The sequence below is a fragment of the Streptomyces sp. NPDC030799 genome (assembly GCF_055572255.1).
In genome coordinates, this window is sequence record NZ_JBVIDS010000006.1 from 353823 (window position 1) to 373702 (window position 19880).

General features: G+C 71.0%; 18 protein-coding genes. 5 read left to right on the top strand and 13 right to left on the bottom strand.

Annotated features, from left to right (window positions below; translation table 11 throughout):
- The first annotated feature begins 64 nt into the window (after positions 1-64).
- Positions 65-1639, top strand: coding sequence for a hypothetical protein (locus ACZ41I_RS17760; protein WP_468514523.1), 1575 nt, complete (start codon positions 65-67; stop codon positions 1637-1639).
- A gap of 47 nt (positions 1640-1686) precedes the next feature.
- On the opposite strand, the gene ACZ41I_RS17765 is transcribed toward ACZ41I_RS17760, so the two are convergent.
- From ACZ41I_RS17765 to ACZ41I_RS17785, 5 genes are all read right to left on the bottom strand, one after another.
- Positions 1687-4275: a SpoIIE family protein phosphatase gene (locus tag ACZ41I_RS17765; RefSeq protein WP_399764191.1), complete on the bottom strand. Its 2589-nt coding sequence runs from the start codon at positions 4273-4275 to the stop codon at positions 1687-1689.
- Between the two features lie 271 nt (positions 4276-4546).
- Positions 4547-4975 carry an ATP-binding protein gene (locus tag ACZ41I_RS17770; RefSeq protein ID WP_363217367.1) on the bottom strand — a complete coding sequence of 143 codons (429 nt, stop codon included), beginning with the start codon at positions 4973-4975 and terminating at the stop codon, positions 4547-4549.
- 91 nt (positions 4976-5066) lie between these two features.
- Positions 5067-5486 carry a (deoxy)nucleoside triphosphate pyrophosphohydrolase gene (locus tag ACZ41I_RS17775; protein ID WP_399764851.1) on the bottom strand — a complete coding sequence of 140 codons (420 nt, stop codon included), beginning with the start codon at positions 5484-5486 and terminating at the stop codon, positions 5067-5069.
- A 49-nt stretch (positions 5487-5535) separates the two neighbouring features.
- Entirely contained in the window at positions 5536-5727 is a 192-nt protein-coding gene (locus ACZ41I_RS17780; protein WP_208899008.1) for an SPOR domain-containing protein, read from the bottom strand.
- Positions 5728-6119: 392 nt separating this feature from the next.
- Positions 6120-6872: a GntR family transcriptional regulator gene (locus tag ACZ41I_RS17785; protein ID WP_363217366.1), complete on the bottom strand. Its 753-nt coding sequence runs from the start codon at positions 6870-6872 to the stop codon at positions 6120-6122.
- A gap of 230 nt (positions 6873-7102) precedes the next feature.
- Between ACZ41I_RS17785 and ACZ41I_RS17790 the strand changes: the two genes are divergently transcribed.
- Positions 7103-8344: a serpin family protein gene (locus tag ACZ41I_RS17790; RefSeq protein WP_468514524.1), complete on the top strand. Its 1242-nt coding sequence runs from the start codon at positions 7103-7105 to the stop codon at positions 8342-8344.
- Here ACZ41I_RS17790 and ACZ41I_RS17795 read toward each other — a convergent pair.
- The gene (locus ACZ41I_RS17795) at positions 8310-8747 is read right to left on the bottom strand and encodes a MarR family winged helix-turn-helix transcriptional regulator (RefSeq protein WP_363217385.1); all 438 of its coding nucleotides are present in this window, start codon (positions 8745-8747) and stop codon (positions 8310-8312) included. The two genes, ACZ41I_RS17790 and ACZ41I_RS17795, sit on opposite strands and share 35 nt — an antisense overlap.
- A gap of 117 nt (positions 8748-8864) precedes the next feature.
- Here ACZ41I_RS17795 and ACZ41I_RS17800 point away from each other — a divergent pair, with 117 nt between their 5' ends.
- Positions 8865-9848 (top strand): SMP-30/gluconolactonase/LRE family protein, encoded by a 984-nt coding sequence (locus ACZ41I_RS17800; protein ID WP_468514525.1) that lies wholly within the window; start codon positions 8865-8867, stop codon positions 9846-9848.
- A 40-nt stretch (positions 9849-9888) separates the two neighbouring features.
- Complete coding sequence (locus ACZ41I_RS17805) at positions 9889-10470, top strand: Uma2 family endonuclease (protein ID WP_468514526.1); 582 nt, start codon at positions 9889-9891, stop codon at positions 10468-10470.
- Between the two features lie 17 nt (positions 10471-10487).
- On the opposite strand, the gene ACZ41I_RS17810 is transcribed toward ACZ41I_RS17805, so the two are convergent.
- The 7 genes from ACZ41I_RS17810 to ACZ41I_RS17840 all read right to left on the bottom strand — a co-directional run bounded on the left by ACZ41I_RS17810 (position 10488) and on the right by ACZ41I_RS17840 (position 17422).
- Positions 10488-11945, bottom strand: a complete 1458-nt coding sequence (locus ACZ41I_RS17810) for a glycosyltransferase family 39 protein (RefSeq protein ID WP_468514527.1) — start codon at positions 11943-11945, stop codon at positions 10488-10490.
- 14 nt (positions 11946-11959) lie between these two features.
- Positions 11960-12580, bottom strand: coding sequence for a hypothetical protein (locus ACZ41I_RS17815; protein WP_399764174.1), 621 nt, complete (start codon positions 12578-12580; stop codon positions 11960-11962).
- Positions 12580-13869, bottom strand: a complete 1290-nt coding sequence (locus ACZ41I_RS17820) for a DUF7224 domain-containing protein (RefSeq protein ID WP_468514528.1) — start codon at positions 13867-13869, stop codon at positions 12580-12582. The genes ACZ41I_RS17815 and ACZ41I_RS17820 overlap by 1 nt, the downstream gene beginning before the upstream one ends.
- Entirely contained in the window at positions 13863-14639 is a 777-nt protein-coding gene (locus ACZ41I_RS17825; RefSeq protein ID WP_468319453.1) for an ATP-binding cassette domain-containing protein, read from the bottom strand. Before ACZ41I_RS17825 ends, ACZ41I_RS17820 begins: the two co-directional genes overlap by 7 nt.
- Positions 14640-14703: 64 nt before the next feature.
- A complete protein-coding gene (locus ACZ41I_RS17830; RefSeq protein WP_363217358.1) occupies positions 14704-15042 on the bottom strand; it encodes a hypothetical protein in 339 nt (112 codons plus the stop codon).
- 191 nt (positions 15043-15233) lie between these two features.
- Positions 15234-16592 (bottom strand): hypothetical protein, encoded by a 1359-nt coding sequence (locus tag ACZ41I_RS17835; RefSeq protein WP_468514529.1) that lies wholly within the window; start codon positions 16590-16592, stop codon positions 15234-15236.
- A 185-nt stretch (positions 16593-16777) separates the two neighbouring features.
- On the bottom strand, positions 16778-17422 hold the full coding sequence (locus ACZ41I_RS17840; protein WP_468514530.1) for a LuxR C-terminal-related transcriptional regulator: 645 nt from the start codon (positions 17420-17422) through the stop codon (positions 16778-16780).
- 60 nt (positions 17423-17482) lie between these two features.
- On the opposite strand from ACZ41I_RS17840, the gene ACZ41I_RS17845 reads away from it, so the two are divergent.
- On the top strand, positions 17483-19876 hold the full coding sequence (locus tag ACZ41I_RS17845) for a lantibiotic dehydratase (RefSeq protein WP_468514531.1): 2394 nt from the start codon (positions 17483-17485) through the stop codon (positions 19874-19876).
- Positions 19877-19880 lie beyond the last annotated feature (4 nt).

Here is a 19880-nt window from a genome sequence, read left to right on the forward strand (position 1 = left end):
TCTCTTCCCCCACCCGTATCCATTCCGCTCGCGAAGGCGCCTACCTGCCCATACGCTCCGAAATGTGACGTCCTCCCTGATCCGGGGCCGGCCCCGGCGCGCCACGGCGCACATATCGGTGCGGGTGGCGCATGCCGTGCTGGGTGCCGTGGTCGGAACCGGGTGGCTGGTGTTGCCGGTGATGACGGCCGGGGCGCAAGATCCGGTTCCCGTCGCGCCCGCCGGCACGGTAGCGAGTGCCGCCGCGCCGCAGCAGGACGAGACGTCCGCCGCCGATCTCGTCCTGCCCCTCGTCGCGGGGGTCGCGGCCCTGGGGCTGGCCGGATACGGCTGTCTGCGCCGCACCCGCCGCGCCCGTACCCGTACGACCCCCGGGATCGTCTCCGTCGCCCCGCCCGCCCCCACCCCGGCCGACTTCGAGCGCCAGGCTCGCGCGGCGCTGGTCCTGGCCGACGACTGCGTACGGACCAGCCGTGAGGAACTCACCTTCGTACAGCTGCAGTTCGGGGAGGCCGAGACCGAACCCTTCGTCCATGCGCTGCGGGCCGCCGAGACCGAGCTGACGGCCGCGTGCGCGATCTGGCGGCGGTACGAGCAGGGGGTGCCGAAGGACGCGGCGGCGCGGCGGCAGGCGCTGGTCGGTGTGGTCGGCCGGTGCGCGGAGGCGGGACGCCGGCTGGACGCGGAGGCCCCCGCGCTGGACGGGCTGCGGGACCTGGCCGGGCCGGGCCTGGCCGGGGCGCTGGAGTCGGCCGAGGGCCGGTTCCGGGAGCTGACGGGGCGCACGGTGACCGCGCAGGACACCCTGGCGGAGCTGCACGAACGGTACGCCGCCTCGGCCATCGGGCCGGTCACCGGGTATGTCGAACAGGCCAAGGACCGGCTGGTGTTCGCCACCGTCCGGCTCAACGAGGCCCGTCAGGCGGCGGACACGGGAGACGGCGGGCGGGCCGCCGGGCAGCTGCGCGCCGCCGAGGGCGCGGTGGCACAGGCCGAGGTTCTGGTGACCGGGGTGGAGCGGCTCGCGGCGCGGCTGCGGGCGGCGGCGGAGCTGGTGCCGGCCGCGCTGACCGGCGCGGAGGCGGAGCTCGCGGCGGCCCGTGAGGGGGGCGTACGGGAGCCGCTGACCACTGGTGAGCTGCACGCGCGGCTGGCCCACGCGGACGGCGTGCTGGCCGCCGTACGGGAGGAGCGCACGGCGGGCCCGTACGACCCGCTGGACGCCCTGCGCCGGATCGCGCGGGCGGTGGAGCGGCTGGACACCGGTCACTTGGGCGCACCGGCCGCGGCGGCGCTGCTCGTGGCGCGGGGTTCCGTCGCCGGGGCGGAGGAGTTCGTCGCGGTGCACCGGGGCGCGGTGGGCCCTCAGGCGCGGGTTCTCCTCGCGGAGGCGGCACGGGAGCTGGGCGCGGACCGCGCCGGCCAGGCCGACACCCTCGCCCGCGAGTCCCGGAACCTGGCCGAACGGGACGTACGAGCGCACGGCAATCCGTACCCGGGCGCCGATGGTGGCTCGCCGGGCCTGTCCGGTGCGGTCCTGGGCGGTGTGCTCCTGGCCGAGGACCAGGACGGCGGGCCGGCGGCGAGCTACGGCGGCCCGCAAACAAGGGGACGCCACGGCTTCCTGCCACGGGCGTAGGCAGCGGAAGCACGTCCGCACGGCCGGGCCGCGCCGCTGCGGCCCGGTCAGAAGAGACTCAGCAGGGCCTCCGCCGGGTCGGTGAGGCCGGTTTCGCCGCCGGGCAACGGCAACTCGAACCACACCGTCTTGCCGCGCGGCGTCCTGCGGGAGCCCCACGCCGCGCTCAGCAGTCCGACCAGCTGCAATCCCCGGCCCCCCTCGTCCGTGTCCCGGGCCCGTCGCCGCCGCGGCTGCACCAGCCCGGAGTCCCACACCTCGCAGACCAGTGTGCGGTCCAGCAGCAGCCGCAGCCTGATGTCCCCCTCGCCGTACCGCAGCGCGTTGGTGACCAGCTCGCTGACGAGCAGTTCCGCCGTGTCGACCAACGGCTCCAGATCCCAGCTCACCAGCTGTGCCCGGGCGTACTCCCGCGCCCGCCCCACACTGCGCGGCTCGCGCGGCAGCGTCCAGTCGCCGACGGAGTCGGCCGGCAGCCCCTGCACCCGCGCCATCAGCAGCGCGATGTCGTCCTCGCCGTGGTGGGTGTCGAGGGTGCTCAGGACGTGGTCGCAGACGTCCTCCAGGGGGCGGGAGGGGTCGGTGAGTGCCCCGACGAAGGCCTGCAGCCCCTCGTCCAGGGGGTGGTCGCGGGACTCGACCAGGCCGTCCGTGTAGAGGGCCAGCAGCGCGCCCTCGGGCAGCTCGACCTCGACCTCCTCGAAGGGCTCGCCGCCCACGCCGAGCGGCATGCCGGGCGGCACGTCCAGCATCAGGGCGGCCTCACCGGGCTCGACCAGGACCGGCGGCAGATGGCCGGCGTTGGCGAACGTACAGCGTCTGGTGACGGAGTCGTACACCGCGTACACGCAGGTCGCCAAGTAGACCTCGGAGAGGTCGGCGTCCCTCGGCTGGCGTGCCGTGCGGGTGGCCTGCTGGACGCCTCCCGGGGTGCCGAGTCCCCGGGCGATCTCGTCCAACGCCGAGAGGACCTCGGCCGGTTCGAGGTCCAGCAGGGCCAGGGTCCGTACGGCGGTGCGGAGTTCGCCCATGGCGACCGCCGCCCGCAGGCCCCGCCCCATCACATCGCCCACGACCAACGCCGTGCGGTGCCCCGGCAGTTCGATCACGTCGAACCAGTCGCCACCCACCTCGGTGGCCGCGTTGCCGGGCAGATAGCGGCAGGCGATGTCCAGCCCGGAGGCCTCGGGGTCGCCCGGCGGCAGCAGCGAGCGCTGCAGTATCAACGCCCGCTCGTGCTCCCGGCGGTACAGGCGCGCGTTGTCGATGCAGACGGCGGCGCGCGCGGCCAGCTCCACCGCCAGTTCCCGGTCACGGTCGCCGAACGGCTCGCTGCCCTTGGTGCGGGCGAACTGGGCGAGGCCGACGACGGTGTCGTGGGCGACCATCGGTACGGCCAGCGTGGACTGCACCAGACCGCCCTCCTCGGCGGGCACCCGCTGCGGCCGGGCGGTGCGCAGGGCGTCCGCGCAGGGAGAGTTGAAGGGGAAGTGGTGGACCGCGCCGACCTCGACGGACTCACCGGAGCTGGTGAAGGGGACGCCTGCGACGGCGCTCGCGAAGGCGACGCGGCGCAGTTCGGCGCTGCCGTCGGCGAGGCCGGGCGGGGTCTCGTCGCCGGTGAGCAGCCCCTGGTAGAGGTCGACGGTGGCGAGGTCGCAGAAGCCGGGGACGACGACGTCGAGCAGTTCCCTGGCCGTGGTCTCCAGGTCGAGCGAGTTCCCTATACGGGCGCCGGCCTCGTTGAGGAGGGCGAGGTTGCGCCGGGCCGCGGCGGCCTCACGGGCGGCGGCCCGGCGGGCGGTGATGTCGGTCCCGAGCCAGGCGATGCCGATGGGCCGGCCGCTGCCGCTGTGCACACGGTAGAGGTTGACGGACCAGTGCCGGCGTTCCTCGGAGCCGGGGACGTACCCCGTGACATGCATGTCGGTGATGGACTCACCGGACTGCAGCACCCGGCGCAGCGTGGCCGAAACCCGCTCGGCCTCGCCGCGGGGCAGATAGTCGTGCACGCCCTTGCCCCGGTGGTCGTCGGGTGTCCCGCCGAAGACGGAGGCGAACCGCTCGTTGGCCCGACGGACCCTCAGATCGGTGTCGATCAGCAGGAATCCGAATGGAGACTGACCGAAAATCGCCTGCGAGGCGGCGAGATCGGTCTCGATGCTGCGCAGGGTGCGCACGTCCACGACGATGCAGACGGCGGCCCTGTCGCCCTCGCCGGTCCGGGTGGGCATGACGTAGACCTCGGCGAGGCCGTCCTCGCCGCGCGTGCCGTCCGGCTTGTCCGGCATCCGGAAGGGCACGACCCCAGTCCACTCCCGCCCGTCGAGGATTTCGGCCATCTTGCGCTGGCCGCGCTCGCGCAGGTCGGGGTCGATGAAGGCGTCTATGGGGTCCATGCCGACGGCGCGTGCGGCGGGGATGCCGAAGAGCTGCTCGGCGCGCAGGCTCCACTGCTCGACCAGCCCGCCGGGACCGATGGAGAAGGACGCGACCTTGATGTAGTCGTAGATCGAACCGGGCGGACTGCTCTGCCACATGGCGTCGCCGGGTGCCGCGGCACCCTCCGCGGCCTGGTGCCTCGCGCCGTCCGACGGGTCCTCGGACTCCGTGGCCTTCGCTGGTATCTCGCTCACGCGAACCGTCCCCTCCAGCTCACCGCGTCCGGCACCGGTCACCGGGGGCGGCTGCCCGCAGTATCCAGCACTACGGTGCCGCACAACACGGTGTTCACGATCACAGCTCGGTCCAGATGGTTTTCGGACCGGCCCGTGGCAACACTTCCAGTCTTCTAACCAGGGAACACGCCCTCGAATCACGCACCGCAGGACCGGCCGCGCGCCCGGAGCGCACGATGGGCGGACCACCGCCGGCCGCACTCCCCCGTGCCCCCCGGATGCTTCCGGCTCACCCCGGCACCGCCAGTTCGAACCAGACGGTCTTTCCGCTCGCGCCGGGCCGGGTGCCCCAGCGGCGCGAGGAGCCGGCGACCAGTTGCAGCCCGCGCCCGCTCTCGTCCTCGTCGCGGGCGACGCGCTCGCGCGGCGGGTCGGGCAGCGGGTCGGAGACCTCCACCCGCAGGGTGTCGGCCGGTCCGCCGGGGCGTACGAGCCGTACGCCGATGGGGCCGGTGGCATGCCGCAGCGAGTTGGTGACCAGCTCGCTGACCAGCAGGGCGGCGAGGTCGGCGAGGCAGTCGAGGCCCCAGCCGTGCAACTTCCCGCGCACCGCGGCGCGCGCGGTGCGTACGGCGCCCGGTTCCGCGGGAAAGGTCCACTCGGCGCAGTCGCCATCGGTGTCGATCACGCCGATCACTTCCCAGGCCAGCGAGCCCACCCATGTCCGGTTTCATGGGGTTAATGGGCACATACCCGATATCCAGGGGGCAGTACCGCGCGGGAGGGCGCACTGTGGCACGAACGGCGTATCAAGGGGCTCGGTGGAGACCGTCGGTGAGCCGAGGGGCGACTTCGCGAACGGCGGGGACGTCCTGATCCAGCCAGGCCACGTCCCAGACCTCGGACGGGGTGAGCCAGCGCAGCTCGTCATGGTCCTGCAGGGGCCGGGGCGCGGGTGAGCCGGGGAGCAGACGGGCGGTCCACACCTGCAGGACGTACGGCGACCGCAGCGGCCACTGGCCCGGCACGCGCTCGACCGGTTCGGCGTCGATGCCCAGTTCCTCGCGCAGTTCACGCACCAGGGCGTCCTCGGGCCGCTCGCCCGTCTCGACCTTGCCGCCGGGCAGCTCCCAGCGGCCCGCCAAGTCGGCGGGGGCGCTGCGGCGCGCGGCGAGCAGCCGCCCGCCGTCGAGCAGGGCCGCTCCCACCACCACGATCCGGTCCGTCATGGGCGTCTTGGGCGTCATGGGGCGGAGCCTACGGGAGGGCGCCGGGCGGTCAGTTCCGGGCGCCGTCCCCGTTCTGGCCGATGCGCTCGACCCAGTAGAGCTGTTTGTGGCCCCGGTCGTCGAGGCTGTCGGCGATCTTCTGCGCCTCGGCGCGGGTCGCGTACCGTCCGACGCGATAGCGATTGCCGTTGTCGTCCTGCCGTATCACGAGCCAGGGCAGCGAGACCGTCCCCTCACTCATGGCCCCCACCGCCCGCGCCGCTCCTTCTCGCACCGCCCCACCACCCGCTTCCCGTCCCGGGCCCCCGCCGAGCCCCGCCTAAGGAAACCGCAATCCGCATATGCCCGAGCGTACGCCCAACCTTTACGCAGCGAACACGCCTTTTCACAAAGAGGTACGCAACCAGCCAGGGGACCGGGGGCGCACGGGAGTGAACGCGCCGTTGTGAGCGCCACTGTCGTGCATCGCGGGCATACCCGAGTGACCCCTGGTCACCTGGGAAAACGGCTGGATTGCAGCGGCCGGTCGGCCCCGGCGGGGGGTGCGCCACCGGGTCATACCGGCGTGAGGGGCGCCCAGGGTGTGCGCTACCTCACTCGCAAAGGCGTGCACGCCGCACGGGACCCCGGCCGTCACTTCACGGGCAGGTGGTACGCCACCCGGTACCGGTCGGCCGGGATCACCACGTCGGCGGTCTCCACCGGGCGGCCGGAGGCGTAGTACGTGCGCTGGACGACCAGGACCACATGCCCGGGGACGCCGCCGAGGAGGTGCAGTTCCTCGGCGAGGCCGGGGCGGGCGCCGACCTCCTCGGTGACGTTGTCCACGATGACGTCGATGGCGCGCATGCGCTCGACCACCCCCATGCCGCCGAGCGGGCCCTCCTCGGGCAGCATCACGGGGGTACGGCCGGTGACGGCCAGGGGCTCCCAGGAGACGGAGAGCATCATCGGCTCGCCGGCCTCGCGGAACAGGTACTTGGTGCGCATGACCCGGTCGCCGGCCTGGATCGCGAGCCGCTCGGCGATGGCGGCCCCGGCCTCGGCCTGCTCGCTGCTGGACTCCCAGGTGCCGCGCACCGAGGCGTCGGCCTGCTCCTGCCGGAAGGGCGTGGCGCCGCCGGCCGGGCGGTACCCGGAGCGGGCCACCCGGCGGGGTACGGGCCGCTCGCGCACATACGTCCCGGAGCCGGAGCGGCCCTCGACCAGCCCCTCGGCCATCAGCACCTTGCGGGCCTCCAGCGCGACCGTGTCCGAGACGCCGTACTCCTCGCGGATGCGGGCCTGGGAGGGCAGGCGGGTGTGGGGCGGCAGTGAACCGTCGACGATCTTCTTGCGGAGATCACCCGCGACACGCAGGTACGCCGGCTGCTCACCGAAAGTCACTGGCCGCTCCCATCAGGTTGTACAGACAGCAACAGCCTGGCAACCGTGGGTTGTGCCGTGCAAGCAAAGGCCAGAGAATCACTCGATGTGATGACATGGCGCGTGCGAGGGCTTTACCCAGGCACTTTCTCCCCCGTATAGGTGCGCTCACACCTGGCGGGAGCGGGGGGCGGGTGCGGGCACCGGTACCGTGCTCCCGGGGAGAGCGGCGGCAGTGAAACGGGGGCGGAATGAAGGCGGCAACCCTGTCCGGGGGCCGGGTGGGCGGCGGAGTCGTCCGGGCGGCGAACGGGCTCACCGCGCGGTGGGCGGCGAGCGCACGCAACGGCACGGTCTTCTCCGCGCCCGGCGTCTGGCCCCTGCTGGCCTTCCTGGCCGACGGCGCGACGGGGCCGGCGCGGACGGAGCTGAGCGAGGCCCTCGGCCTGCCGGCGGATCAGGCGGCGGGCGCGGCACGGGAGTTGACGGGGACCCTGGGGGCGGTGTCCGGTCTGGACGCGGCGCTCGGTCTGTGGACGCACCACGCGCTCGCCCTGCGCGAGGAGTGGCGGGCGGGACTGCCCGCCGGGACGTACGGGGTGTTCGGGGACGACCTCGTCACCGCGCAGGAACGGCTGGACGCCTGGGCGGCCGAGCGGACCGGCGGACTGGTCGAGCGCATGCCGGTGACGCTGACCCGGGAGGCAGGGCTGGTCCTGGCCTGCGCGCTCGCGCTGCGCACGACCTGGCGGCAGCCCTTCACCGAGCTGCCGCTCAGGCCGGACGCCGGCCCCTGGCAGGGGCGGGCGCTGCGCGGGCTGCACCGGCGGAGCGTACGGCCGGACCGGGTGGGCGTGACGGGCACGCCGGACGGCTTCGTCACCGCGCTGACGGTGCCGGGTGACAACGGCATCGACGTCCATCTGCTGCTCGGCGAGGAGCACATGACGCCGGGGCAGGTGCTCACGGCCGGCGTGGGGATCGTGGAGCGGGCGCTGCCGCTGACCGGGGGTGGCTCGCTGCCGCACGGGCACGTGGGGCCGGGCCTGTACGTGGAGCAGCAGCCGGCCGCCGAGCCGGGGCCGCCGGTGCTGGACGTGCGGACGGTGGTGTACGAGGTGCGCGCCGACCACGATCTGCTCGCCCTGCCGTACCTGTTCGGCCTGACGTCGGCGTCGGACACCCGAGTCGGCCACTTCCCCGGGCTGAGCCCCTCCCCGCTTGCTGTCGCGGAGGCCCGCCAGTCGGCCGTGGCCCAGTTCGGCGCGCTCGGCTTCCGGGCGGCGGCGGTGACGGCGGTCGCCGAGGTGTACGGCAGCGCGCCGCCGCAGCAGCGCTACGAGTCCACGGTCGTCCGGGCCGTCTACGACCGGCCGTTCGGCTTCCTCGCCGTCGACCGTGAGTCGCGGCTGGTGCTGGCGGCGGGCTGGGTGACGGATCCGGCGCCGGAACCCGTCGTCAGCTTCCCGGGCGCTGCTCCTCCAGCACTCTGACGCAGCGTGCGAGCAGCCCGGTCAGGGCGTCCCGCTCCGCGTCGGTGAACTCGGCGGCGAGGGCACGCTCGACGCGTACGGCGGACGCGTCGGCGTCGGCGAGTACGGCACGGCCCTCGTCCGTCAGGCGGGTCTCCAGGACGTTCTTGTGCCACTCGTGCGGGCTGCGGGTGATCAGATCGCGGTCCTGGAGGTTCTTCAGGACCGTGTTCATGGTCGGCGGAGTGACCCCGCACAGCCGGGACAGGGCCGCCGCGGAGATGCCGGGGTTGGCGGAGAGGTGGAGCAGCGCGGCGTACTGGGCGACGGTCAGGCCCGCGGGCTTCAGGACCGCCGTCTTGGTCGCGTTGAGGGCCTGCTCGGCCCGCTTGAGATGGGAGCCGAGGCGCTCGGACGCGGGCATGGAGGTCACCCGGCCACATTAATGCCTGGGTGGTGATTAATACCCTGGCAATGATTAGAGTACTAATGTAGGTTCGCAATCGTCCTACAGTGAGTAGCCGAACCGAGAGGCACTGTCGTGTCCCGTTCGATCCACCGCCGTACCTTCCTGACCGGCGCCGCCGCGGCGACCGTGGCCGTCGCCGCGCCCACCGCGAGCGCGGGCACCGGCCCGCGCATCTCCACCGCCTTCACCCTCCCCGACGAGCGCGCCTACCCCGAGGGCATCGCCCTCGACCCGCGAACGGGCGACGCGTACGTCGGCTCCTTCACGACCGGCGCGATCTACCGCGCCGCCGCCGGGAGCCGTACCGCCGAGGTCTTCCTGCCGGCGGGCGCCGACGGCCGGACCACCGCCAACGGCCTGAAGGCCGACCGGGCGGGCCGGCTGTGGGTCACCGACCACACCACCGGAATCGACGTCTACGACCTCTACGACCGCTCCCTGCTGGCCCGCTTCGAGATACCGGAGGGCGACCCGCGCTTCCTGAACGACCTCGTGATCACCGCGGACGGCACGGCCTGCGCCACCGACAGCGTGCGTCCGGTGATCTACCGCGTCACCCCGGCCGACCTGGCCCGCGCCCGCGGCGGCCGGGCGCCGCTGACCGCGCACTACGACCTCAGCGGCGCCGTACCCGCGCACTCGCCGGACGCCTACACCCTCAACGGCATCGTCGCCGACCCCGCCGGACGCCTGCTGTTCGCCGTCGACATGACCGGCGGCGGCCTGTACCGGGTCGACGTGACCGACGGATCGGTGCGCCAAGTCACCTTGCAGGGCGGTGACTTGAAGCACGGCGACGGTCTGGAGCTGGCCCACGGCACCCTGTGGGCCGCCCACAACGCGACCAACACCCTCACCCGCTGGCGCCTCTCGCCCGACGGCACCAGGGCCCGCCTGACCCGCACCCTGACCACCCCCGCCCTGCAGACCCCCACCACCCTGGCCCGCGACCACCACGGCCTCCTCGTCGTCCGCTCCCAGTTCGACAAGGGCGGACCGATGGGCCCGGGAGTGCCTCGGACGCCGTTCACGGTGGCGCGGGTGACGGGGATGTGATCTCGTGGCCGGGGCCTCACCGAGTCGCTACGGTTGAGCCATGACCGAACTGCCCGACTGGATGCGCCCGCCGCGCGACGAAGGCTGGTTCGCGGAGGACCTGGACCGCCTCCCCGAGGCGCCCCGCCACACCGAGCTGATCGATGGAGCCCTCGTCTTCATGATGTCGCCGCAGAGGTGGTGGCACGGCCACCTCGTCACCATGCTCACCGTCGCTCTCATGGAGCAGGCGCCCGCCGGTGTCCAGGTCGGCCGCGAGATGACCATCAAGCTCGACGAGCGCAACCGCCCGGAGCCGGACCTGCTGGTGACAACCGCGCCCTACGAGCCGGACCGCACCTGGTACGCGCCGGAAGAAGTTCAGCTGGTCATCGAGGTCGTCTCCCCCGAGTCCGCGCACCGCGACCGCACGGTCAAGCTGCGCAAGTACGCGCAGGCCGGCATCCCCCACTACTGGTGCATCGAGGAGGAGAACGGCGCTCCCGTCGTCCACGTCTACGAGCTGGACGCACCGACCGGGGCCTATGCGCCCGCCGGTATCTTCCGGGGCACCCTGACGCGTCCGGTGCCGTTCGAGATCAGCCTGGACCTCGACAAGCTCCTCCCGTCGCGGGACACCTGAAGGAGCCCGCGGGGCGGTCACCGCCCCGCGTGTCCGCGTCGCTCGTACACCGTCACCCGCCGTCCACGGACCTGCTCGTCCGCCACCACGGTGAAGTACTTCTCCAGCACGGAGAGCTTCACGCTGTCCCGCTGTGCCGTCACCGGCCTCGCCACCCCCGTGGCATCCGTGACCAGCAGGATCCGCCTCTCGGCCAGCATCGCCGTGCGGATCCGGGCCGGACTGGCCTCCTCACCCTTCAGCGTCCCGGACGCCACGGGGTCCTCCCCCAGCGCGATGTCCCGCAGGCCGGTGAAGGCGTCGGGGGACACCAGCGCGGTGTCGCGTCGGGCCGCCGGTACGAAGAGCGTCGCGTCCCCGGTCTGCTTCAGGCGCCGCACGTCGGCCGCCGCTGCCAGGACGTCGTCCACGCGGCTCGACGGGGACCGCTTGGCCAGCGACTGCGGGAGCAGCGCCACGAACGCCACGACGACCGCCACCGGGACGAGCCACCGGGACGCCCTCGAGAAGCGTGGTGCGGCCGCCCGTACCGCCGCGCCCAGGGCCGCACCGATCAACAGCGCCAGACCCAGCAGGCTGAACAGCACGTACCTGTCCACGAACAGGGGCTTGACCAGGGAGATGCCGATCAGGGCGAGTTGCGGCACCGCGAGCAGGGGCAGTCCGACGGCCGCCGCCGACGGTCGCCCTGTCTTCGGCCGGTCCAGCAGGGCTCCGAGGCCGCCGATGGCCAGGAGGACCGCTGGGCCGATCAGCATGTGCCAGGTCAGCGGCGGAATCCACGCAATCTGGTCGGACTGGCTGCGGCTGAAGAGAATCAACGGCAGATCGCCCGCCACGGCGACCACCGCGGCGGCCGTCCAGCGCACCCACACGCCGCGCCCGCACCGGGTCCACAGAAGAGTCCCGGCGTGCGCCGGCAGGATCAGCAACGACAGCCAGTTCAGCAGCCCGCAGGTGAGGACCGTCCCGGCGTACGCCACCCAGCCGATCGCCCCGCCGCGCCCTTCCAGCAGGGTCACCAGCAGCAGCGTCGAGATCCCTGCCCCGGCCGCCACCAGCGCGTACGGGCGGCCCTCCTGGAGATAGAACTGCGCGGAGGGAAGCAGCCCGAGCGCCAGCCCTGCTCCCAGGCCCGCCCATGCCCCGGCGAGCCGGTGGCCCAGGGCGGCCACACAGGCCGCCGCCACCGCCATCGCCAGCACGGAGGGCAGCCGCAGGGTGGTGGTGCCGGGTCCGAACCAGGCGAAGAGTGCGTGCATCAGCAGGTAATAGAGCCCGTGCACGGCGTCGACGTGCCCCAGCATGTGCCAGATGTCGCCCGTGGACCGTCGGGCCACCTGCCAGGTCGCGGCCTCGTCCCGCCACACGCTGTGCTGCCGGGACAGCCCCCACAGGCCGAAGCCGAGGGTCCACAGCATCGCGATCGGCCAGACGGGAAGAGCACGCCGGGCAACGGACAGGGCAGATGTCATGGGGGATCCAGGTCTTACGGGTGGCGGCGGACGGAATGCAGAAGAGAGCGCACCCGCCAAGGAGTGGCGGCCGTCAACAGGACACCGAGCGACAGGGAGACGGCGGCGGTGCCCCAGCCGACGGGGTCCGCGGCAGGGGCAGCCGTCCAGTCCCACCAGGCGCCGTCGCTCAGCCAGATGAGCGGGAAGACCGAGGCGACCGGCAACACCCACGCCAGATTCCAGCCGATCACCCGGGCGGACACCCGGGCGAGACCGAACCAGATCAGCATCGAGCGAACGAAGGAGACTCCGGTGTGCGCCCCTGCGGCCAGCCCCTGGACGGCGAACGAGCACAGGCTTGCGACGACGGTGAGGGCCAGCACGTAGGCACCGAGCAGCCGGAAGTAGCGTGGCCCGGCGGCACGCTCGTACGCATGCATGCTGCTGGTGCCGGCCGCCGCCAGAAAGACGCCCGACAGCAGGGGCAGATCACGCCTGAACGGGATACCGGTGGCGGCTCCGCCGTCCAGCGAGGGCAGGGGTATCTCGAAACCGCCCAGGAAGGCCGAGAGCAGCGCCACCAGGACGACCCCGGCCAGGATCGGCCAGAGGCGGTGAAGGCGCGCGAAGCGGAGGAGCGCGGTGACCTGCATCAGGGGCTGCAACCACTCGTGCGGAGAACGGTGAACTGCTGGGCGGTCCACTTCCGTTGGGCGGATTCGGGCATGCGGACAGCAGCGGCGGCATCGGCCTGCGCCTGCGAGACACCGCTCATGGACAGACCCGCGTCGGCGACACCGGGGTCTTCCGCCATCGCCCTGTATTCGAGCCACAGGGTGACCCGGTCCTTGGCCAGCTGCCAGGCGTCGCGCCGCTCAGCAGGCGGTCGGCACTTCGGGAACGAGGTGTAGAAGACGCTGTTCGACATGGCGATGGCCGCGGTGCGCACATGCCCTTCCGTCACATCGAATCCGCCGTCACCCATCGACGTGGGCATCAGCCCGTACTCACTCATCCGGCGCGGCATCTTGATCCACGGCTGCGGAATGCGCGACACATGGCCGGCCATGCTCACGAGGTCGGCGAGGTACTTGCGGTGCTCGGGCCACACACAGACCTGGGAGGGGACTCCGGCGACCTTCCCGCAGAGCGGCCGAACGGCCGTGGCGGGCCGCTCGACCCGAACCTCACCGGCCGCCGGGACGGCGACCAGGGCGAAGGCCGCACCGGCCGCGGGGACGACGACGGAGAGGCGCTGGACGACGGAGGGGGACCACCGCGGAAGACGGCCGGTGGCCGCGTGCGGCCGGGGAAGCGTCACCGCGAGGACCGTCAGTGCGGCAGCGAACGCGAAGTGCACGGCGATGGGCTGCAGACGCAGCATCTGGTCCGGCGTACCGGACAGGACGAACAGGCCGAGGTTCTGACCGACACCCATCATGACGACGAAGCCGCCCAGGGCGCAGACCACCGGCGTGAACGCGGGGGACGGCGACCAGCGGCCGGCCAGGTGGCCGGCGGCGGCAAAGAGGATCAGCGTGTTGGCGCCCATCAGGATGTAGGAGGGCCACAGGAAGCCAGGGCCCGCGTCGGGCAGCGACACCGCGGCGGCGACCAGGCAGCCGACGACGTAGGCGGTGAAGCCGAGGGTGAGCGTGGCTGCCAGCCGTGCGCTCTCGATCTGCCAGCCCGGGCGCGCGGCCGCCAGCAGCGACTCCGGCATCTGCGCGCGGGAAGCCCGTCCGGCCTGCCAGGCGGCGATCGCGGCCAGGACCGGCCCCAAGAAGAGGGTCACCATCTGCGCGGCCGCGCTGGCCTCGGGCCATACGCCCACCCAGTACCGGGTGCGTCCGAAGAGCACCGCCAGGTCGACGGCGATGAGCACGGGCAGAGCGGTGAGCACCGGGGAGCGGCGCAACTCCATACGGAAAATGCTCAGCATGCTACGTCCGCTTCACTGTCTCGATTCCCCAGCCTGGTCATGTATCCGCGCTCCAGAGGACTGTCCCCGGGGGCGGCCGGATCGGCTTCGTCGGCCAGTTGCGCCGGTGTGCCGCGGTAGATCGCCTTGCCGTCCTGCAGTACGACGACGGTGTCGCAGGCGGCACTGACGTCTTCGACCAGGTGTGTGCTCAGTACGACGGCGGCGCCCTGTCCCGACAGATCGCGGATCAGGCTGCGGAATTCCAGTCGCTGCGCGGGGTCGAGACCCACCGTCGGCTCGTCGAGCAGGATGAGTTTCGGCGAACCCACGATCGCGCCGGCGATGCCCGCCCTGCGCAGCATGCCCCCGGACAGGGACTTCATCTTGTGCCGGGCCCGGTCCGTGAGGCCGACCGCGCTCAGGGCGAGATCCGTGGCCCGGCCCGCGTCCTTCTCTGGCACCTCGCGCAACCAGGCGCAGTAACGCACGAAGTCACCGACGGAAAAGGCGGGGTAATAACCGAAGTCCTGCGGCAGATAGCCGATGTCGCGCCGCGCGGTGCGGGCTTCCTTCTCTCCGGTGATGCGGGCACCGAAAAGCTCAAGAGACCCCGAGAGCGGAGGTGTCACTGCGCTGAGGGTACGGAACAGGGTCGTCTTGCCCGCGCCGTTCGGCCCCAACAGGCCTGTGATGCCGGGCATGATGGTCAGATCGAGTTCCTCGATGACCAGTCTGTCTCCGTACCCTTGTGAAAGGGCAGTCAGCGTTGCGATAGCCCTGTCAGGCATCAAGTTCTCCAAACGCCTTGTGGGGCAGGACGAATCCTGCCCCACAAGTTGAGACGGGCGACGACTAGACAGTGACGCGCGTCTTGTTGATCTTGAAGGTGCACTCGTAGGAGCTTATCTTGCCGACGTAGCCCCACTTGGCGTGGGCGAACTTCTGCTCGTCCAGCTCGTTGTTGCAGTCGTACGTCACGAGATACGTGTCGGCCGGAGCGTACGCGTGGTCGCAGTAGGCGTGGCCGGAGGTGTGGTACCAGTACCCACGGCATCCGTACGTCCAGTGGCTCTCCGCGGAGGCGCTCGCCGACGGGCCGGCCATCGAGAAGGCTGCCGTGGCCAGAGCCGCTACGACCGCCGCCTTCCCGATGGTCTTCGTCAGGCTCCCCTTTGCGATCCCCGTCTTCATTTTTCCCCTCATGGTCAGACACACACGCCCGTCCCGCTGCCGGGACAGGCACAAACATCGAGACCTTAGGGACCTCCCACCCGACGAGCAAGATCATTTTCAGCCGTAGAGATACCGCCAGTTGGCTGAATCTCGCCCCTGCCGGTCCCGCCCCGGACCGGGTCGCGATCCGGCATCGGTCCGGACACCGTTCAAGATCCGCCCAATGACTCGGTCAGCGCCTGGACGCCTGTCGTCGCCCAATCGCATGCGGCGAGCCGCGTCAGCGTTTCAGCCCAGCGCCCCAGCACGCTCTCGACGCCGGAGGTCATCTCTGCTCCCCGGTGGCTGATGGCGCCGACACGCAGCAGCGGACGGTGGCCGTCTCCGTCCGGCGGCGGCCTTTCGATCATGAAAAGGTCCACGTCGGCACCGGTCGGGCAGACGGATACCGCCATCCTGGCCGCCCGTGCCCCCATGATGGTCCGATCGCTCTGGGCTCCTCCGCTGAGCGCCTCCGGCAGATAGAGCAGGGAGAGCGAGAGGCCCGTGGCCGCGGTCGACCCGTCCAGTGCGTCGACGAGCCGTTCGTAGGGCAGCTGCTGATGGGCAAGCACGCTGAAGACCTCGCGGCGAATCGCCGTGAGGTGCTCCTTGACCGTGCCCGTGCGGGGCGGGATGACGAGTACCCCTTCATTGGAGAACCGTCCGACGACGGGTTCCTCCGCCGGCCGGCGTGCCGCGAGGGTCGTGGTGAGCGCCAACGGCACGCGCATGTCCGTCTCCGTGCCCGCGCTCAGCGCAAGGGCGTGCGCTCCCACTGCAAGCATGGTCCCCCTGACCTGGCGGATCCGTTCGCGCAGCGAAGTGACCACGCTGTCGTCCAGGTCCACCAGTCGTTCGATCGGCTCCGCAGGCCCCGCAGAAGCAGCCGGCGCACGCCATGAGGTGGGCCAGTACCGAAGTGCATCGGCCACCTCCTTCCGGCGCTGGACGAGCTCAGCATCGCCGTGCGTGCCGGTCAGCCACTCCTCTCGGGCGCGCCACACACGCTCGTAGTCGTCCGGCTGGTGCTCCTCCGCGTCCCGCAGCAGATCACCGACCACGAGATTCGCCGACCATGCATCGCACACGAGCGGATCAATGCCGATGACAAGGAGATGGCGGTCCTCGTCAGCGCTCAATATCGTGCCCTGCAGGCGTGGCACCATACTCGGGGCGAGCGGGACGTGGGCTTCCTGACGCGCGCGCTCGTAGGCGTTCCGCCACCGTTCTTCTGCACTCGGTCCGTCGACCGAAATCCGTGTCACCGAAGGCGGACCGCATTCGGTGACACGGTGGGATTTCTCCGAGTCGAAGACACTGCGCAACGCGGACCGCCGACGCACCACGCGAGACAAGGCCTCCTGGATTCCGGCCTCGTCCACCCTGCCCCGTACATCCAGGGCAGCGGTCAGGCGGTGCGCAGGTCGGTAAATCGCCGGGGTTTCGCCGTAGCGGGCGGCAAGCATGTCACGCTGGGCTGCGCTATTGGGAAGTTCGATCTCTGTACCGCGCTGCGACGAACTCAATGCTCGATCCCCCCGTTGACGCACGCGCCTGGCCACCCACCGGCACGACCACCTGCTGGCCGGACACTAGGCAACCGGCAGCGGCCAGGCAACGTCCCTCCTGTACGTCAGACGTTGAGTGTCACGCTTTCGTCGACTTTCCTGAGCGAAAGTACGGGGTGAGACTTGGAGGGTCCTTCAAACCCTCAGGTGTTGACGTGTTGCAGCAGGCCCATGTTGACAGCGGCCCTGGTCAGGCCCGCCTTGTTGACCGCGCCGACCTTCTGGCGGATCCGGTGGACATATGTGTCCACCGTGGCCTTGGAAAGCATGAGGCGGCTTCCGATCTGTTTGTGGGTCAGCCCTTGCGCCACCATCACCAGCACATCCTGTTCACGCTGGGTGAGTTCGGACACCCGCTGCGGCTCCGCACCCGAAGAGCCCGCGTCCCACGTCTCGCGCAGCATGTCGGCGACCGCGAGACCCAGATATACACCCCCCACCGCGAGCGCTCGGACCGCGGCGAGCAGATTCAAGGAATCCACGTCCTTGCTGACGTATCCCCGCACGCCGGACCGCAACGCTTGCTGCACGTAATGACGCTCGACGCGGGAGGACATCGCGAGTACGGCGACCTTGCCGGCCGCCTCAGAAATCCAGGAAGGAAAGGCGGCCCCTTCGGAAAAAGGATCGACGATGCACACATCACCCCCGACACCTTCACCGATCGGCATCGCACTGATTTCGTCAGGACTTCCAACAAGCCGGTAGTCGACAGATCGACTGATGATGTCGATGGCGCCACGCATGGCAAGTGAGCCGTCATCGATAATGGCAACGCTGAAGACCACAGCCCAGCACTCCCCGTTTCTCTGATTTATATGGGCGGGCAACACGAAAAAGTGCAATGAATGGTCAGCTCAACCCGCCACATATCCAGAGTCACACTAGTTGAATCGAACAGCCGCACACATTTTCTTTGCCAATTCTTTTCGATCACTTTCGGAATAAATGTGAATATAGGTGATGTATTGGACAGCAGGATGCCTCTGCGGGACGGATCGCGATGGAAAGTATGGCGGCATTTCGTCCTGCGCAGCACCGCATTCCCCCTGGCGGAGCTGATCGGAACCGTCGCCGGCGATCGACCGTCCGCCGAGCCACCCGATACGGAGACGCTGAAGGCGGCCGTTGCTCTCGCCTCTGACGAGCGATTCACCATGGCCCTGCTCTGGCAGAACCCCGAGGCCGTCGACGAGTTGGTGGGGACTCTGCAGAGTTTCGTCAAGGGCGAGTCCCGGTCAGCGCGCGCCACCGGCCGAGCGGGCCGGCGGGCCCAGCGTGGGCGTCGTCATAGGCTGCGTCGGCTCGGACGATACCTGCAGCGCTATTACACCCGAAACGAGAGTGTCGGTTTCTTCGGCCCCGTGTCGTGGGGAGCGTTCGACCACGGCCCTCGCATGACCCTGGTACCCGGGCCCGGACTCACCGATCAGCAGCACGTCATGTTCGAGGACTGGGCGGTCCATGAACTGGGCCGTCAGCTGTCCCGCGCGCCGGAGATCAGGCGTCACCTGCCACCCGCGCTCGTCGTGGGCGCCACGCGTATGGGCCGCACGGTGCTGCGCCGTGCCGCGGGCGCACGTCGGCTCAGCTCGTTCGAGGCCAGGGTTCTCGACCTGGTGGACGGGGAGCGGACGGCGGCACACATCGGCGCCGCCCTGGGGGACGAGACCGCTGTCCTCGGAGTGCTCGCGGGCCTGGAGGAGGAATCGATCGTCTCCTGGACGTTCGACATTCCCGTGGACCTCCAGCCGGAACTGGCCCTGAAGCGCCAGCTCGACGCGCTGCCGCGCATGCCGGCCGTCAGCACGGCCCTCGTCGGCCTGGACCGGCTGCTCTCCGCCCGCACCGAGGTCAAGGCTGCCGCTACGGCCGCCGAGTTGTCCCGGGCTCTGGCGCGGGCCGATCTGGTGTACGAGGACCTGGCGGATCGCCCCGCCGAACGGGCCCGCTCCGAAGTCGCGTACGGCCGCCGGCTCATGGTGAGCGCCGACCGACGCGCGGTGGAGCTCACCATCGGCGACCGTGTGCTCGACGAGCTGGCGGCGCCGCTGGCCTTGGTGCTGGACAGCGCGCGGTGGTTCTGCAGCCGCGTGGGTGACAAGGCCCTCGGCTGGCTGACCTCCGGATACGCCGAGCTGACCGCTTTCTACGGACCGGGCAACGTACCGCTCGACGCCTTGATCGCCAGGGTGGACGACCGCCTGTGGGACGCGTCGAGCTGCACCGACGTACGGGAGGATCTGGCAGCACGCTGGGCGCGCATACTCCGCCCGGATCCTGCCGTCGGACGCCTGACCTACAGCGCTGCGGAGCTGGCGCGGCAGGTCTCCGAGCAATTCGCCGCCGAGCCTCCTGCCTGGTTCGGCGGGCGGCACCACAGCCCCGACATACTCATTGCCGCGGACAGCGTGGAGGCGGTGCGGTGCGGCGACTACCTGGCCGTCATGGGCGAACTGCACGCCGGCATGGTCACCTTCGACTGCGACTCGATGACCTGCTGCTGCGCGGATCCGTATGAGGCGGTTCAGCGCCCCGCGGAGGCGGGCCTCGACGGTGGACCCGCTCGGTTCGTCCCGCTTCATCACCGCGCGCCGGGCGGACCGACGGGCTTCGACTACCCTCCGCCGGAAACGTATTCCCCTCGATACTCCTACTTGTCGTTCGGGAAGCGGGTCGGTGCACGACGGTCACCGGTGGAAGCCGTCCCGGCGGCGGCCGTCATGGTGGCCGAGACGAGGACGAAGCAGGGTACGGAACTGATCGCCCGGCTGCCGGACGGCGAGGAGCTGCCTTTGCTGACCGTGTTCGGCGAGTATCTGGTCTTCCAGACCGGCACGGGCTTCGGCATGCTGCCGGATCTGCCGCACACTCCCCGGATCACCGTGGACCGCCTTGTCCTAGCACGGGAGCGATGGCGCATCCCCACCGAAGAGTTCGTGCCACACCGTGGCATGTCCGACGCCGAACGCCACCAGCGGGTACGGACGGTGTTCGAGAAACACGGGCTTCCCCGGCACACCTTCTGGCGGGCCGGCTCCGAGGCGCGGCAGAAGCCCCTCTTCTTGGACACGCACAGCTCGCTGCTGACGGACATCCTCCTCGACACGCTGTCCAGGGATGCGGCCGGCCCGACCGTCACCTTCACCGAGATGCTTCCCGGGCCCGACCAGTTGTGGCTCAGCGATGCGGAAGGCCGCCGGTACACCAGTGAACTGAGGCTGACGGTGGCGGACGGATGACGTA